Genomic DNA, 17,085 nt, shown 5'->3' on the forward strand with positions numbered 1-17,085 from the left:
GGATATTTAGAACTCCAAAGCTTCTATATAGTAATATTGATTTTCTTTAGTTTTTATTCTCCAGCAAGGAAACGCAGTAGCTGTCTTTGTTTTGGCTACAGATAAACTCTCATACTGAGCATAGTTGTATCCCAAAACCACTTCAGTGATAGTTTCATTTTCCTCCATCATGTTGCTAGCTCTCATCACAGCCTCAATAGAAGTCATGACTATTTTTTTGTTCTTACTTTCCTCTACTGGATTCATTTTGAGCATTTCAAACTCAAAGCTTTCATCAGGAAAATAAGTAAATTTCATATAGCTGTCTTCTAAAAATCTATTTTTGTAAACAGAATTGTAAACAACTACGAGATTCTCACCTTCAAAAGATGCATACTTCAAATCAAAATCCTTGCCCAAATCGTAGGTGTCAACAAATAGCTTGGTATCTGATTTTGCGTGGTCTGTGTCAAATAAAGCTAGCTTTCGTTTTGCTTTTAAAGTCATAGTCTTATCGCCCAAAATTTCAATATTACTTTTATATTCCAAAAACCTAGATTCCAAATCCCTGAGGTCAAAGGATTGATATTCAACCTTTAATGTACCCATTTTAGGCGTTTCTTTAGGTAATTCTGTGTGTAAATTTAGGTTTTTTTGTAGTAAAAATTGCTCTAGGCTTTCATAAGATTCTTTAGTAAAATAAGAATTCTCATCAGTTCTATCAGTAAATATACTAAACATCAAAATTATATTTGTAATTGTAAAAGCGATAATAAGATAGGTTTTAGCTTTGCCCCAATCCATAATAGAGTATCTCTCCCGTATATCCATTGAAAACATACTCTTTGCCTTCTATAGTAATCTGCCATGAAGGAATGAGCATATACTGATTATCCATAAAATATAATAATTCTATATCGTCTATTTTGTCAAACAGCTCCACTCCGTTTTTGACGTTAAACTTAGAGCTAAGTACAGAAAACTGAGTATCTAAAACCTTAAATGGTAAAAGTATAGACTGGTCTCTCGACAAATCATAAGGAAGAATACTCCTTCTTATTCCTGTAAACGAATGTACAGTATCACCTACAACTATAAGGCTTAGCTTGTATTTAGAAGCGTTTGGCATGAGTCTCAAATCATCTATCACTTCTGTAAATACTATTTTATATCCATTTTTACCTTTGACTTTAACTGGAGTAGCTTCTTCATAGCCTACTGATTTTAAATCTATATCTAGCTTTGTTAGAAAGTTCATAGCTCCAAGAACTGCATCTGAAACATCAGTGTCCTTTGAAGGCAGATTTTCATTCAAATACTCTATATAACCGTTAGTTTGAACTTTTAAAAGCTGCTGTCCATAGTTATAAGTGTAAATATTCGAGCCGTCTGTTTCAACTATTCTATTGATAAAGTCATATCTCTCATTAAATATATCTTTAGCTATTTCATCGCTTTTTTCAGGAGTCATACTGCTAACCGTATCATAAGCTTTATATAAGATATTAAACTCATTTCCGGGCACTAAAACTTCACTGCTTGATCCGAATAAATACTTAAGAGAATAGTATTTTATATAGGATGATTTTTCCAGTTCATTTACCATCGCTAAGCTATTTTCATTGGATGTAAGCAATTTATAGGTTTTTCCTGAATCAACTATGTAGATAGCATTTTCATCTACTAGAGGAATTAAAATTTGAGTTATATCATTGAGGCTCTCTATCAAAGACTTCTCTAAAAAAAAACTCCTTGAAAGGAGTTTTCCATTTAATGAAGTAAAGCTAAGTTCTAAGCTTTTGGTCTGCTTGGCTTTTTCATATGCCAGAGCATCTACTTCTACTAAACCTTGGGCTTTTGATAAAGAAAGCTTCAAAAGATTTTTTGACTGCTGATAATATCGTTGTCTGCCGCTTAATATCTTGGTGTTATTATTTCCTCCAAATCTAACTACTACTTGAACGGGTCTAAGCGTGCTTTGAAGCCCAGCTTCAAGGCTAAGTGAGTAGGAATATGGATTTTTCTCATAAAGATTGAAATTCTCTATAAAATTAAATTTTATAAAAGTCAACACCACAGATGAAAGAAACAGAAAGATAAGCAGATTGCTCTTTAGCTTTTCTTTATTCATATTCATCTTCCTATGGTCCACCTAAGACAGATGGAGAATTTTTTACATCTAAACCACGGATTATCTCATTTATTTCTACAATCTTCTTGATATAGTTAATAAATCTTGATTCCGAGATTTCTCCTTTTGCGTTTGAAAGAGTAACAACTATTTTGTTTTCCCCTGGAAATAGCTGAACTTCCTTGCTAAAAACGCCGAGTGCATCAACCACTAGTTCTATTTCTGCTTGCAATTCAGAAAAGCTTTCGCCTTTCTTAGTGTACAGCTCGATTCTAACCTTGTCATTCTTTTGACCTGTCCCAGCTATTACAACTGTACTGTTAGTTGTAGAAAAGCTTTCGGTCTTTGGCGCTGTTAATATGGCCTGTTTAGTGTCAGATACCGATGCAGCAAAGGAGTTGATGCTTGTAGACATGAATATAACTGTAATAATTAGTGTTATGATTGCAAAGTTCATTTTTTTCAAATTATAAAGCACCTCCTTTTTCATAAGCCTTTTCTATATCAATTTGATATAGTTTCCACAATACCTAATTTATCTATTATAACACTATTGATTATACATAGAATTTGTTACAAAATTATTACACCATAATTAAGTATGAGTTACAAGATATCCACAGAATTATCCACAGGGAAGTAAACAGTAAAAATACTGCCTTTTTCTAGCTCACTCGATACCTTAATACTGCCCTTATGTTGCTTAATTATGTTATGAGCTATAGACAAGCCAAGCCCTGTCCCGCCTTGAGCTCTTGACCTTCCTTTATCAACTCTATAAAATCTTTCAAATATTCTCTTTATATCTTCTTTTGGAATTCCAATTCCACTATCCTGGATTTGAAAAATGGCATTTTTATCCACAACCTGTGCGCTAATTCTTATATTTCCATTTTCAGGCGTGTATTTTATTGCATTTGTAAGCAAGTTAATAATTACCTGCTGAATTTTACCCCTATCTGCATATATAGGCACAGCTTCATCAGAAATTTTCATGTTGAGTTTCTGGTTTTTATTTTGAAAATGAACTTCTAGCTTTCTAACAGAATCAGTAACTATCTCTCTTAAATCCAAATGATGCATCTCCCATACTACCTTCTCATAATCCATATGGGATAGCTGAAGCAAGTCCTTAACCAGTGAGGACATCCTATCTGCTTCATTTTCAATTACCTCTACAAAGTTCTTGGATAGCTCCTTATCTTCTAGAGCTCCACATAACAAGGTTTCAGAGTAGCTTTTTATTGTTGTTATAGGAGTTTTTAGCTCATGAGATACATTTGCCACAAATTCTCTTCTCATATCCTCTAGTCTTTGACTTTCAGTTATATCCTGAAAAACTACTATAGCTCCAGATATTCTTCCTGCCTCATCTCTAAAAAGTGCTGGCGATGCCTTTAGAATTCTTTTTTTATTGTTTTCAAATATTATGTTTTCACTGCTATTTGATATGCTTTTTTGAAGTATGGCTCCATACTCCAAATCCTTTGAATAATCATCTATTATTTTATCGTAACTTTTGTCTGTAAGGTCTTTTTCCCTAAGGTTTAGCATAGATAGAAAGCTAGGGTTGTAGTGGATTATTTGGCCTTTTCCATCTATGGCAACTAGGCCATCCTCCATATGCTTTATTATGGCATTTAGCTTGCTCTTTTCAGAGGATATTTCCAGCAAAGTTGTATCTAGCTTTTCAGTAAGATAGTTAAACATGCTTCCTAGCTGACCTATCTCGTCATCTGATTTAACTGTAACTCTTTGCCTAAAGTCTCCTTTAGCCATTTTTAGAGCTTTCATAGTAAGCTGATTTATAGGTACAGTAATAGAACCTGCCATCAAGTATCCTAAAACTATAGTTACAAGAAGCGCTATAACAGTAGCTCTAAGTAAAATGACAGTAGAATTAGACAGTGTCCTATAAACACTGTCTAAGCTTGCTCTTCCATAAATTATATAATCCAGATTGTCAGATTGGTCCTCTTTGTAGGAAAAAGCCATATGCTTTATTCTATATGAATCCGTGTTTTCACTTTGGATATCTTTTTCAGTTACCCTGTTGTTTAGGCTCGATAAAATAACTGATTTTTCAAGTACATCCATTGCATTCTTATCCACAAAATCGAGATTAGTTGATGCTATGATGTTATATGAGTCTCCCTCAATGATAGATATTTCATATCCTAAGGATATAGTACTTTTTATGAGGTTTTCCTGGATATCATCTTTATTTTCTATGAGGTCTACATCTTTTATCATAGTCCTTACGACGTTGTTTGCTGTATAGGTTAGATTGTCCTTTACTATATTGAGATGGTATTTCTCAAACTGGTCGGTTATAAACACACCTACTATCAGCATGGCGATAAAAACCAGCAAAAAATAAAGTATTATCAGTTTATAGCGTATACTTTTAAACAATAAATTTACTCTCCTTTAAAATAATATCCAACGCCGCGTTTAGTCATGATATAGGTAGGATTTGAAGAATCGTCCTCAACCTTTTCTCTTAGCCTTCTAACTGTAACGTCAACTGTACGAATATCTCCATAGTATTCATAACCCCATACTCTTTCTAAAAGCTGCTCTCTAGAGAAAACTTGGTCTTTTTGCTTTGCCAAAAACTTCAGCAGTTCAAATTCTCTAACAGTTAAATCAATGCTAGTTGAACCTTTTTTAACTTCATACTTCATAAGATCTATGCTTAAATCCTTGTTTTTAATTATCTCTTTTTCCTGCTGGTCAGCATTTATGTTCATCTCTTGTCTTCTAACATTAGCTTTTACTCTTGCAACTAGCTCTCTTATGCTAAATGGCTTGGTGATATAATCATCAGCCCCTAGCTCTAGTCCTAAAATTTTATCTACCTCTTCTTCTTTTGCCGTAACCATAATTATAGGCACTGAAGATTTTTCTCTAACTCTTTTGCAAATCTCAAATCCATCCATAGAAGGCAGCATAATATCTAAGATGATAAGCTCTAGCTCTTCATTTAATGCTTTCTTAAGAGCATCCTCACCGTCATAGGCTGTTATTATTTCATAGCCTTCTTTTTCCAAATTAAATTTTATTATATCGGATATAGGTTTCTCGTCCTCTGCAATAAGCACTCTATTTTTCATAGTTAGCTCCTCCATGTATTTCTTATATTTATATCATTATACCAAAAAAAAGATTATAACAAAGTTTTCCTTTTTTGAGGATAAATTTCCTATGGTATAATAACAATAGCAAGTTAAGACTTAATTAGGATGTGAGTAAATGTTTTTTCAAGAAACAAAAAATCTACAACTGGCTGACATAGATGTTCCAGCTATTTTCTTTGAGCAAATTCTGCCTGTCATAGATGGAAAATTTGCCAAAATATATCTATATGCATATTATTTATTAGTTTCTTCTAAAGAAAATGAAATGATGGATAATCAAAGCTTTGCAAATAAATTGAAGCTATCCCTAGAAGAGGTATTAGAGGCTTGGGATTTTTTAGAAAGCTGTGGAGTAATAAAAAAGCATAGCTCTGACAACGCCTTGGCTTGGGATTTTAGCATAGAGTTTATCGACTTAAAAAACCTTTATCTTAATAAATCAAATCTCAAAACTACAGTAAGCACAGACGAGCTTATTCTATTATCAAAAAATGAAAATCTAAAAGGCATGTTTGATAAAATAGAGGGAATCCTAAAAAGAATACTAAGCTACAACGAGCTTAGAACTATAAACGAGTTCATGAAGGAATACAACGTATCTACTGATTTAGTCATAGAGGCTTTTTCCTTTTCTGCCAGTATAAAAAAAGTAAAAACTGTAGCTGGCTCCTTGTCTGTTCTTAGAACCTGGTATCTAGATGGTGTAAGAACCAAGGAAGACTTAGAACAACATCTTGAAAATAGACATAAAAGGTACTTTACTTACCGCAAAATCCTATCTCTTCTTGGTGAGTACAGACTTCCTACAAAAGCAGAGGAAAAGCTCATGGATACTTGGGTTGACAATATGAACTTCTCTATGGAGGTAATTGAAAAAGCTTTTGAAAAATCTCTAGCAATTAAAAATCCAAACTTAAACTATGTAAATGGTATCCTTAAAAATTGGCATGAGAAGCTCGTAAAAAGAGGCTCTTCTCCTCATGTAAAGCCTGAAATAACAGCTTTAGAACATAGAACTAAGCTTATGGAGGCTATTAAATTAGAAAATAGAATCATAACTGACAGCGAGGATAAAATGCTTCACTACCTGTATACAGCTTTTCCTTTAGATATCTGTCTTAGTGCTGTAGAGCATTTGAAATCCGTTAATGCGCTGCTTAGTATAGAAAGTCTTTTTACATTTTTAAATAGCCCTAGCCAAATTGCAAACGAATCCAGCTCAGAAACTATAAAGTTAGCTGAAAAAGCAGATGGAATCAGTTTAAGTGAAATTCAAGATATAATAGATGAAAAACCAGCAAGGCAAGTATCAAAGACTAGACCTACTAAAACCTCTACTCTTGTAAACTCAAAGCTCAATAACGAGGAACTAGAAGCGAAGCTAATGAAAAAAAGGCAAAAATAAATCTAGTCAAAATTCATAGAATTTATTTATAGTAAAGAAAGTAGGCGAAATTATGAAGGATCAGATTTTTAACAAAATACTATATGAATATCAGCTAAAAAGAGATAAAGCTCAAAAACAGCATGAGCAAAATATATCTGTACTTCATAGTAGATTTCCTGAGCTTGCAAAGCTAGATGATGAAATTTACGAGCTAAACTTAAGACTGTCAAAGCTAGCTATAACAGGTGAAAGCGATAAGATGCCTGAGATAAAATCAGCTATAGATGAAAAAATAGCGCAAAAGCATAAGCTTCTGGATTTACATGGGATTACTCCTCAAATGCTCAAGGTTCACCACGATTGCCAGCTATGTAAGGACACCGGTTTTATAGAAAAAAACGGGCTATATGAAAAATGTACCTGCTTAGTTAACCGGCTGATACAAGAGGCTTATAAAAACTCAAATATCACAGATAAAATAGAAAATGAAAACTTCAGTAACTTCGATATAAGCCTTTTTGATGATAATATTACAAATGAAGCTAAATCTCCAAAAGAAAATATGAAGTTTCTTAAGCAAATATCCTATGATTTTATTGAGAATTTTGGAAACAAGGACCAAAAGAGCCTTTTATTTTATGGACCTCCAGGACTTGGAAAAACTTTTTTATGTACCTCTATTGCCAAAGCTCTCATGGACAATAGCAAAACAGTGCTTTACTACAGCTCCTCTGAGCTATTTAACCGGTTATCAGACTATACCTTTTCACGTGAAACCTTCTTAAAAACTAGCTCCAAGGAAATTCACGATCTAATCATGGATACTCAGCTTCTAATAATCGATGACCTAGGCTCTGAAATGACAAATAGCTTTGTAATAAACCAGTTGTTTAATATCTTAAACCTTCGAGAAATGCACGCTAGAAAGCTTATAATATCAACTAATCTGACTCCAAAGGAATTAAACGAGGTCTATGGAGACAGAATATTTTCAAGAATGGTTATGCATTTTGATTTTTATAAGTTCTACGGTAGTGATATAAGGTGGAAGCTTTAGCATGAACCCCCCACCACTGATACATTAGTTCAGTGAGGGTTTCCTATCATTAAAAACTAGATATTTCAGTGACAAAGAAGCTTTACTTTTTTATTTCATACAGAGTATGTGAATATACTAAGCTTTATAAATACAATTCCGTTTCTAATTTTTCTTGGATCTATATAATTTCATAATACAAAACCCCTTTACTTAAAGACAGCTAGAAGCTTCTTTCTTTAGTAAAGGGGTTAGTTTATATTAGCTTTCTTTTCCCATATAGAAGTATGAAGCTCCTAAAAGCAATGCTCCTCCTATAAAGTTTCCTAGTGTAACAGGAATCATATTCTGAAAAACTCCCATAAGTGATACAGTCTCTGGATGAGGCATGAATAGTGCAGTTGCAAATATTGTCATGTTGGCTACACTATGCTCAAATCCACTTGTAATAAAAGCAAACAAACACCAAAACACCATAATAAGCTTGCCTGACTCACTCTTCATCTTAATTGAGCAAAGTACTGCTAAGCAAACTAGCAGGTTACACAAGATACCATTTACTAAAAGCGGTATAAAATCGCCATTCATTTTAGTAGCTGCAGTCTTAAGTATAAAAGCTCCTGTAGGTGTAGCTGCTGCATTTGTAAGTGACAATAAAAGTCCTAGTAATGTAGAGCCTATAGCATTTCCAATAAAGCTCCAAACCCATATATTAGCTGAATCCTTCCATGTAACTTTTTTATCAAGAGCCCCTACTGTAAGTATTAAATTGTTTCCTGTAAAAAGTTCTGAGCCAGCCATGATAACTAGACTAAGTGCAATACCAAAGGAAAGACCCATAAGCATTTTTGTAAAAGGAAAATTGCTTTCTGAGCCAAGTCCTCCTATAGTCATAATTAGGAAAATTCCAAAACCAACATAGGCTCCTGCCCACATAGATGCTATCAAATATTTTATAATTCCAGATTTGTAAAAATTAACTTTTTTAACAGCAACCTCTGATAGTAGATTCTTCGTTTCTGTAAACAAATTGTTTCCTCCTTTATCGTGATTTTTTTAACGTGACATAATCTTAACATTATTTTTATATCCTTAATGTGATAAAAGTCACACTAAATTGAAAATAATATACATAATTTTAATATTTTTAACAAAGCCATAATAGTTGAGTTCAAAAATATTGATAAAATGAACATGGAATTTACATATATTGTTTCAGGAGGTCAAAGGTGGAAAAGGAAAACGAACTTATAAGGATTTTAGAAGGCGAGTTTATACGCCCAGTATTTCAGCCCATAGTATCGCTTAGAACAGGAGATGTCCTAGGCTATGAAGCGCTCAGTCGCATAACTCTTCCTGATTCTACACTTAATATAGAAGAATTATTTCATCTAGCTTCTGAAAGAAAGCGCCTTTGGGAGCTAGAAAAGCTCTGCAGAAAAAAAGCCCTAGAGGCAGCTATAGACAAGCCTTTAAGAACTAAATTATTTCTCAATGTAGATGCAAATATAATTCACGACCCCGATCTCAAAAGCGGATTTACTTGGCAGCAATTAGCTCAGTTTAAAATCGATCCCGAGGATATAGTTTTCGAAATAACAGAAAAAAACGCTGTAAATTCAGTAGATGTTTTCATCGCTTCAATTGAGCATTATCGAAGCCAGAACTTTAAGATAGGAATAGATGATTTTGGTTCAGGATATTCAGGACTAAACAGAGTCTGTGCTTTTTCTCCAGATTACATCAAGCTAGATATGGATTTGATAAGAGACATAGATAAGGATCCTATAAAAAAATCTGCCGTGTCTGCAACTATAAACTTTTGCAAGGAGGCAGGAATAAGAGTAATAGCGGAGGGTGTAGAAACCCTAGAGGAGCTGAAGGTGCTTATATACCTAGGCGCAGATTACGCTCAGGGATATTATTTATCAAAACCTAATAGTGAGTTCTTAGCTCCTAACTTCGATACCACATTTCAAATCACTAGCTGTCACAATAAAGCTAAGCCTCATTCAAAGGGACATATATTTGGAAAAATATCAGAAATTGGAACTGTAAATAAAACCGTTCTATTTAATAAGCCTTCTATTTTAGTTTACGATGCCATGAAGGAAGACTCTGCTATATCAGAGTTTTTTGTGGTCGATGAGTCTAATAAAGTATGTGGGATACTTCCTAGAAGGCATATTTTAGAAAAATTCAGTGGTGAATATGGATACAACCTCAATAAAAAAACTAAAATAAGCGATATCATGATAAAGGATTTTCTAGCAGTAGACGAGGCTATGGGAATAGATGAAGTTGCAAATCTTTCTATGGAAAGGCAAGCTTCATGTATTTACGACTCCGTTGCTGTCACCAGTAATCAAGAATATAAAAGCACTGTTACAGTTAAGGATTTGCTCCTCGCCGCCGTTTCTCTTCAAGTAAAACGAGCTGCTGACTCCAATCCCCTTACTGGTCTTCCTGGCAATAACCAAATTCAGGAGATGATTATAAATACCTTTGTAAAAACTTCACCTTGGTCGATTGCTTACTTTGATATGGATAATTTCAAAGCCTATAATGATGCTTATGGTTTCAGCAATGGAGATTTAATGATTAAAGCTCTGGCAGATTCCATGAGAAAATGTTGCTATGAAGGTATCTTTATAGGGCATATAGGTGGAGATGACTTTGTTGTTATAGTAAATAGCCACAACGCTCAAGAGCTATGTAGTTACATATGTAAGACCTTTAGAGAAGCTATCTGTTTTTTATACCATCCCGACGACTGGAAAAGAGGATATATAGTTTCTAAAAACAGGAGCGGCTTTACTCAAACCTTTCCTATCGTGACTCTTTCTATTGCGATAGTTACAAATAAAGCCTTCCAGCCTTCAGATATAGAAGAGCTCTCAAGTATGATTGCTGAAATCAAGAAAAAATGCAAGCAAACTGATGGGGATGTAATAATAGTTGTATAAATAAAAAACCATCGACATTGTCGATGGTTTTTATTGGTGCGGATGGAGGGACTTGAACCCCCACGCACAAGGCGCTAGATCCTAAGTCTAGTGCGTCTGCCAATTCCGCCACATCCGCATGTGGTGGGCCCAACAGGGCTCGAACCTGTGACCCCCTGCTTGTAAGGCAGGTGCTCTCCCAGCTGAGCTATGAGCCCACAAATGGTGACCCCTAGGGGAATCGAACCCCTGTTACCGCCGTGAAAGGGCGGTGTCTTGACCGCTTGACCAAGGGGCCTTACTGGTTGCGGGGATAGGACTTGAACCTATGACCTTCGGGTTATGAGCCCGACGAGCTACCAACTGCTCCACCCCGCGTAATTATTAAATTAATGGTGACCCATCCGCGACTCGAACGCGGGACACCCTGATTAAAAGTCAGGTGCTCTGCCGACTGAGCTAATAGGTCTTAGTTGGCACTCGTATAATATATCAAAATCAAAAGACATTGTCAATAAAAAATTTAAAAAACCTCTAAGAGGTTTTTTAAATTTTTGAAGAAATCATATTTTTAGAAGAAAGAAGCTCCCAAAATTAAAAGAATGAAGCTCTCATAATAGTCTGGTCTCTTCTTGGACCTACAGAAATAATCTTAACTGGAACATCTATAAATTCTTCTATTGTTTTAATATATGTCTTTGCATTTTCAGGCAAATCTTCATAGGTTTTTACTTCAGTAATATCACCTTTAAACCCTGGCATTTCCTTGTAAACAGGCTTTGCTTTTTCCAAATCTCCTAGGTATGCAGGGAAATCCGTAGTAATTTTACCATCTATTTCATAGCCAACGCAGATTTTAAGAGTTTCAAAATCTGAAAGCACGTCAAGTAGCATAAGTGAAATAGCCGTAAATCCATTAATCATAGCAGAATATTTAAGCACTACTAAATCAAGCCATCCGCATCTTCTAGCTCTTCCTGTAGTAGTTCCATACTCATGGCCTTTTTCACGAATTAAATCGCCTGTAGCATCTTCTAGCTCTGTAACAAAAGGTCCTTTTCCAACTCTTGTTGTATACGCTTTTGTTATACCTATAACTTCATTTATAGCTCCAAAGCCTACTCCACTTCCCACTACAAAGCCACCTACTGTAGGATGAGAAGAAGTAACATAAGGGTAGGTTCCAAAATCAAGGTCTAGCATTGAGCCTTGAGCTCCCTCAAATAGAACATTTTTATTTGCTTTTAGAGCTTCATTTATAATTTTCTCCGTATTATCCACATATTTCGCTAGTTTTTTAGCGTACTGGTTGTATTCATTAAATATTTCATCGTAGCCAAGAGGCTCTGCATTATATATTTTAGTGATAATCTCATTTTTCTTTTCTAGCTCTTGTCTTAATCTATCTGCAAATATATCTTCTCTTATAAATTCAAGAGCTCTTATTCCTACGCGCTCAGCTTTATCCATGTAACACGGACCTATGCCTTTTTTTGTAGTTCCGATATCCATAGCGCCTCTTTTTTCTTCCATTAAGGCATCCATAGTCTTGTGATAAGGTAATATGATATGTGTACGCTCACTGATTCTGATACTTGAAGTATCAATTCCACGAGCTTCGAATTTTTCTATTTCCTCTAAAAACACTTTAGGATCAAGTACTACACCATTTCCTATGATGTTTATAGCTTTTGGGTTAAGTATACCAGACGGAATTAAATGAAGAGCATATTTCTCGTTATCCACAACTACTGTATGTCCAGCATTGTTTCCTCCTTGTGCTCTAACTACAACATCCGCACTTTTAGCTAAATAATCTATTATCTTTCCTTTTCCTTCGTCTCCCCACTGAGAACCGATAATGGCTAAACCAGACATAAGCGCCTCCTACATACTTCGTAATAAGTCGAACTAAACAAATAATATTTTACCAAACATTCGTATTTATAGCAACCTTAGTTTTTTGTTAAGACTTGCCAATCGTTCAATTATAGATGAATACTCCTGAGCTTAATAAATTTTTATAAATTTCTATTGACGAAATCAAATATATCCACATTATCCACAAATAATTCAAGTTATTCTGTGGATAATGTGGATATCTGCATTTTATAGTAGAGAACTTCTAGCTTATTTCCCTTTTTTCTAAAATATTTCTTGATATGTTTAAACTCTTCATCTATAAGAGGATTTACTTTTGGATTCATAAATTCCCCAAATTGCTGAGCATATTTTTGAAATCCAACTTTCTTATAGGATTTTATAGCTCTTTCATTATAAGCTGCCACCGTGAGTATCATCTTTCTATATCCGAGTTCTTTGAAATACCATCTTAATAAAGTAGTAACTGCGTCACTGCCATAGCCTTTAGATAGCTCTCCAGGGTCAAACACTATCCCAATCTCAGCTCGTCTAAATAGCCTGCTTACATTTCTAAGAGACATATATCCAACCATCTGACCTTGCATATCAAAAACACTAAAGCATCGCTTCAAGCCTTTTGTTTTAAGCTCAAACCACTGCTGCCTTTCTTCTATATCCATATAGGGGAAATTGTAATCGTAAAAAAGCAAATCGTCATGCAAGGACCAGTGGAGCATTTTTTCCACATCTTCCTTACGCATTGACCTTACACTTACTTTATTTCCCCATAGTATAATCTTATCATCCATATTAATGCTTTACTCCCTCATGTGGGCTACATTGTGAAATAACTGGAACTGTCCAAGCCATGTCAGAGGAACCATACCTGTTTCTCCATGTCTGTGCTTTGCAATAATAACCTCTGCTATGTTTTTTTGGTCTGAATCCTCATGATAGTATTCATCTCTGTATAGAAACATCACAAGGTCAGCATCCTGCTCTATTGCTCCTGATTCTCTCAGGTCAGATAGTATAGGTCTATGATCCGAACGCTGCTCTGGGGCACGCGATAGCTGAGATAGAGCTATTACTGGACATTCTAATTCTTTCGCTAATATTTTTAGTGAACGCGATATCTTCGATATTTCTTGCTGACGACTTTCTCCTTTTGAATCTGACTCCATAAGCTGAAGGTAATCGATAAGAACCATATCTAGTCCTTTTTCCATTTTAAGCCTTCTGCATTTTGACCTTAGCTCTACTACGCTTATTCCTGGAGTATCATCTATATAAATATCTGTCTTGGAAAGAACTTCCATTGCAGTTATGACCTTTGGCCATTCTTCCTCATCCAGATTTCCATTTTTAAGCTTATTTAGCTCAACTCTACTCTCTGCTGCTATCATCCTTTGAATGAGCTGTTCTTTACTCATCTCCATAGAAAATAGAGCTACTTTACAGCTATCCTTAAGAGCTGCATTGTGAGCAATATTTAACGCAAAAGCAGTTTTTCCCATAGCTGGTCTAGCTGCAATAAGCACTAAATCGGTTTTTTGAAGCCCATTGGTTTTTCTGTCTAAATCTATAAAGCCAGTAGTAAGGCCTGTAATACTTCCTTTATTTCTATACAGCTCTTCCAATATTTCGTATGCGCTTAGCAGCACCTGTGAAATAGCCGCCATGCTCTTTTGACTTTTAGATTGTGATATATCAAATATGCTTTTTTCAGCCTGTTCTAGTAAGTCAGCTACTTCATCTTCTCCTGCATAGCTTCGCTCCATTATAAAGCCTGATGCTTTTATAAGCTTACGTAGTATGGATTTTTCTTTTACTATTTCTGCATACTTGCTTACATGACGAGTAAAGTCAGGAGCAGTAGAAAGCCCAGTAAGATAAGTGATTCCTCCTACCATATCCAGAGATGATCTCTTTTTTAAGCCTTCTGACAAGGTTATAAGGTCTATAGGCTCGCTTTTTTTGTACAAATCCATCATGCAGTGGAATATCTCTTTGTGAGCATCCTTATAAAAATCATCCTCTTGAAGTACATCACTTACTACAAGCATTGCTTCTCTATCAATTAAAACACTTCCAAGAACTGATTGCTCAGCTTGGATGGAATGAGGCGGTAATTTCCCCTCCATAAGCCTACCTCCTGGATAAGTTGATTAATCCTTTTGCTTTACTTCTACGCGAAACTCAGCAGTAACATTTTGATGAAGCTTAACTGGAACTGTGTGAGACCCAAGCATTTTTATGTGATCATCTAATAGGATTTTTCTCTTATCTATATCAATTTTATGTTCCTTATTTAGTCTTTCTGCTATGTCCTTTGATGTAATTGAGCCAAATAATTTGCCCCCATCTCCAGCTTTTGAATACATAGTTACAGTTATAGCTTTTAGCTTTTCTGCTAAATCCTTAGCATCTTGCTCTTCTTTTTGTTTTTTTAAGCTTTCAGCTGTTTTTTGTTGATTCAAATCGTTTATTGAGCTTGCTGTAGCTTCCTTTGCCACTCCTTTTGGAATTAAAAAGTTACGTGCATAGCCATCGCTTACTTCCTTCATTTCGCCTTTTTTAGCTGTTCCCTTTACGTCCTTTAAAAATATAACTTTCATCTATTCTTCCTCCTTTAAAAATTCCATTATTAGCTCTTCTACTTTTTCTACTGCTTCTTCTGTTGATACATCCTTAAGCTGGGCTCCTGCAGTATCTATATGCCCTCCTCCGCCTAGTTTTTCCATCAGCATGTGAACATTGACATCGGATAGTGACCTAGCACTTATAAATACTAGTCCATCGCTTCTTTTTGCTACTGTAAATGAAGCTTTTACTCCCCTGATGTTGAGCAGTTCATCTGCTATCTGAGCGGCAATTAAAGATGGGTTTTCAAGGTTTTCAGGACAAGAAGTAATTGCAATGCTTCCTCCCAAAATTTTCGCATTTTTTATTCCTTCAGCTTTTACTAGGAAACTATCTAAATCTCCTTGAAAAAGCTGCTTAACAGCTATGGTATCCGCTCCAAATTTTCTTAAAAACGCAGCGGCTTCAAAGGTTCTAACCCCTGTTTTAAAAGTGAAGTTCTTTGTGTCTAGCGTAATTCCCGAAAGCAATGATTCTGCAATCAAGGTATCTATATATGGTCTATCCTTTACATACTGGATTAGCTCTGTGACCATTTCACTCGCAGAGGATGCATAGGTTTCATGATACACAAGCACAGCTTTATCAATAAACTCGACTCCTCTTCTATGATGGTCAATAAGCACTATTCTTTCTGAGATATCAAGTAGTGCAGGATGCTCTGTAAAACTCGGTCTATGAGTATCTACAACAATTAATAGAGTCGAAGGAGTCATTACCCTAAGAGCTTCTTCTTTTGCCATAAATACACTCTTAAAATTATCGTTTGCTTTTAATCTATCATAAAGCACATCTATAGATGAGTTTGGATGGTCTAAAACTATATGGGCTTTTTTACTAAGCATCTTACAAATTCCATACATACCTATAGCCGAGCCCATAGAATCTAGATCTGGGTTATGATGCCCCATAATGATTACAGATTCACTCTCATTTATTAAGTCTCTAAGCGCATGAGCAATAATTCTTGCTTTTACTCTAGTTTTCTTTTCTACAGCCTTGGATCTTCCTCCATAGAAAATAGAGCGCTCATCTCTTCTTATTACCGCTTGGTCTCCACCTCTTCCTAGAGCTAAGTCCAGCGAGGTTATAGAGTTTTTGTAGGTTGATGATAAGTCGCTTGCCATAGAAGCTGCCCCTATGCTCAGAGTAAGCGGTAGAGAGTTTCCATGGTCTATCTTTCTAATTTCATCCAAAATAGAAAATTTATCAGCTTCTAAATCACCCAATGCTTTTTCATCCATAAATGCCAGATATTTGTCCTTGGTAATTTTTCTAAATGCACCTGAATGCTTATTTGTCCATAGCTTAATAGTTCGTTCTACCTCTGCCTCTATTATTGGTCTTACATCCTCTGATGCTGAATCCAGAACCTCGTCAAAGCTGTCTACTTGAAGATTTATGATAACTGGCTTGACCATTTCATAGGCGGTTTTTAATTCATTGAACTCTGTTACATCAAAGAAATAAAGTGCAAATGATTTCTCATGATTTTCATTTTCTATGATGTTGTATTTTATATCAAAGATTTTATTTCCAATTTGAGTATGGGTCTGCATATTAGTAGTGTCTGATTTTGTAAAGTTATCGAGCATTATAGAAGGTACTACCTCATCGATAGGCTTTTCTATCATATCATTTTGCTTTACTAGCTTACTGAATTTTCCATTATACCAAGTCAGATTTCCAGTATTGTTAAGTATACATAAAGGAAGTGGAAAATCTATAAGGGTCTGCTTTGCAGTTTTGTCCATATCCATGGATAAGGTTTCTATATACTCCACCCACTGAAGATTTCTCTTTGAAATAATCTTGTGGTTATAGTAAATGAGATACAAAAGCAGCAAAAGAGCAGCAGAGCCTATATATAGGTTAAAATACAGTAAAGTAATGCTTAGAATTCCTATAATAAGAAGATAGGCTTTTGATTCAGGTATATTTATCTTAAGGCTAGTTTTCAT

At 35.1% G+C, this 17,085-nt stretch carries 14 protein-coding genes and 5 tRNA genes; 3 read left to right on the forward strand and 16 right to left on the reverse strand.

Annotated features, from left to right (window positions below; translation table 11 throughout):
* Positions 1–6: 6 nt before the first annotated feature.
* From yycI to yycF, 5 genes are all read right to left on the reverse strand, one after another.
* Positions 7–783, reverse strand: a complete 777-nt coding sequence (gene yycI / locus CLOST_RS12910) for a two-component system regulatory protein YycI (RefSeq protein ID WP_041487234.1) — start codon at positions 781–783, stop codon at positions 7–9.
* The gene (locus CLOST_RS12915) at positions 764–2,116 is read right to left on the reverse strand and encodes a YycH family regulatory protein (protein WP_013362760.1); all 1,353 of its coding nucleotides are present in this window, start codon (positions 2,114–2,116) and stop codon (positions 764–766) included. Before CLOST_RS12915 ends, yycI begins: the two co-directional genes overlap by 20 nt.
* A gap of 4 nt (positions 2,117–2,120) precedes the next feature.
* A complete protein-coding gene (locus CLOST_RS12920) occupies positions 2,121–2,576 on the reverse strand; it encodes a hypothetical protein (protein ID WP_013362761.1) in 456 nt (151 codons plus the stop codon).
* A 140-nt stretch (positions 2,577–2,716) separates the two neighbouring features.
* The gene (gene pnpS / locus CLOST_RS12925) at positions 2,717–4,525 is read right to left on the reverse strand and encodes a two-component system histidine kinase PnpS (protein ID WP_013362762.1); all 1,809 of its coding nucleotides are present in this window, start codon (positions 4,523–4,525) and stop codon (positions 2,717–2,719) included.
* 5 nt (positions 4,526–4,530) lie between these two features.
* Positions 4,531–5,226, reverse strand: a complete 696-nt coding sequence (gene yycF, locus CLOST_RS12930) for a response regulator YycF (protein WP_013362763.1) — start codon at positions 5,224–5,226, stop codon at positions 4,531–4,533.
* Between the two features lie 139 nt (positions 5,227–5,365).
* On the opposite strand from yycF, the gene CLOST_RS12935 reads away from it, so the two are divergent.
* Positions 5,366–6,655 (forward strand): DnaD domain-containing protein, encoded by a 1,290-nt coding sequence (locus tag CLOST_RS12935; protein WP_013362764.1) that lies wholly within the window; start codon positions 5,366–5,368, stop codon positions 6,653–6,655.
* A gap of 52 nt (positions 6,656–6,707) precedes the next feature.
* Positions 6,708–7,694 carry an ATP-binding protein gene (locus CLOST_RS12940; RefSeq protein WP_013362765.1) on the forward strand — a complete coding sequence of 329 codons (987 nt, stop codon included), beginning with the start codon at positions 6,708–6,710 and terminating at the stop codon, positions 7,692–7,694.
* A 240-nt stretch (positions 7,695–7,934) separates the two neighbouring features.
* On the opposite strand, the gene CLOST_RS12945 is transcribed toward CLOST_RS12940, so the two are convergent.
* Positions 7,935–8,702: a formate/nitrite transporter family protein gene (locus CLOST_RS12945; RefSeq protein WP_013362766.1), complete on the reverse strand. Its 768-nt coding sequence runs from the start codon at positions 8,700–8,702 to the stop codon at positions 7,935–7,937.
* Between the two features lie 200 nt (positions 8,703–8,902).
* On the opposite strand from CLOST_RS12945, the gene CLOST_RS12950 reads away from it, so the two are divergent.
* Positions 8,903–10,639, forward strand: a complete 1,737-nt coding sequence (locus CLOST_RS12950) for a GGDEF domain-containing protein (RefSeq protein WP_013362767.1) — start codon at positions 8,903–8,905, stop codon at positions 10,637–10,639.
* Positions 10,640–10,673: 34 nt separating this feature from the next.
* Here the strand turns inward: CLOST_RS12950 and CLOST_RS12955 are convergent.
* The 10 genes from CLOST_RS12955 to CLOST_RS13000 form a co-directional block, all read right to left on the reverse strand.
* Positions 10,674–10,757: transfer RNA gene (locus tag CLOST_RS12955), tRNA-Leu, on the reverse strand.
* 3 nt (positions 10,758–10,760) lie between these two features.
* Positions 10,761–10,836: transfer RNA gene (locus CLOST_RS12960), tRNA-Val, on the reverse strand.
* Positions 10,837–10,841: 5 nt separating this feature from the next.
* Positions 10,842–10,916: transfer RNA gene (locus CLOST_RS12965), tRNA-Glu, on the reverse strand.
* Positions 10,917–10,920: 4 nt separating this feature from the next.
* A tRNA-Met gene (locus tag CLOST_RS12970) sits at positions 10,921–10,996 on the reverse strand.
* 15 nt (positions 10,997–11,011) lie between these two features.
* Positions 11,012–11,087, reverse strand: a tRNA-Lys gene (locus CLOST_RS12975).
* A gap of 125 nt (positions 11,088–11,212) precedes the next feature.
* Positions 11,213–12,496: an adenylosuccinate synthase gene (locus tag CLOST_RS12980; RefSeq protein WP_013362768.1), complete on the reverse strand. Its 1,284-nt coding sequence runs from the start codon at positions 12,494–12,496 to the stop codon at positions 11,213–11,215.
* Between the two features lie 200 nt (positions 12,497–12,696).
* On the reverse strand, positions 12,697–13,290 hold the full coding sequence (locus CLOST_RS12985; protein WP_013362769.1) for a GNAT family N-acetyltransferase: 594 nt from the start codon (positions 13,288–13,290) through the stop codon (positions 12,697–12,699).
* A gap of 9 nt (positions 13,291–13,299) precedes the next feature.
* Complete coding sequence (gene dnaB / locus CLOST_RS12990; protein ID WP_013362770.1) at positions 13,300–14,625, reverse strand: replicative DNA helicase; 1,326 nt, start codon at positions 14,623–14,625, stop codon at positions 13,300–13,302.
* A 24-nt stretch (positions 14,626–14,649) separates the two neighbouring features.
* Positions 14,650–15,099 carry a 50S ribosomal protein L9 gene (gene rplI, locus CLOST_RS12995; protein ID WP_013362771.1) on the reverse strand — a complete coding sequence of 150 codons (450 nt, stop codon included), beginning with the start codon at positions 15,097–15,099 and terminating at the stop codon, positions 14,650–14,652.
* Positions 15,100–17,085: a DHH family phosphoesterase gene (locus CLOST_RS13000; RefSeq protein ID WP_013362772.1), complete on the reverse strand. Its 1,986-nt coding sequence runs from the start codon at positions 17,083–17,085 to the stop codon at positions 15,100–15,102.

Origin of the sequence: Acetoanaerobium sticklandii (assembly GCF_000196455.1) — a bacterium.
GTDB lineage: Bacteria > Bacillota > Clostridia > Peptostreptococcales > Filifactoraceae > Acetoanaerobium > Acetoanaerobium sticklandii.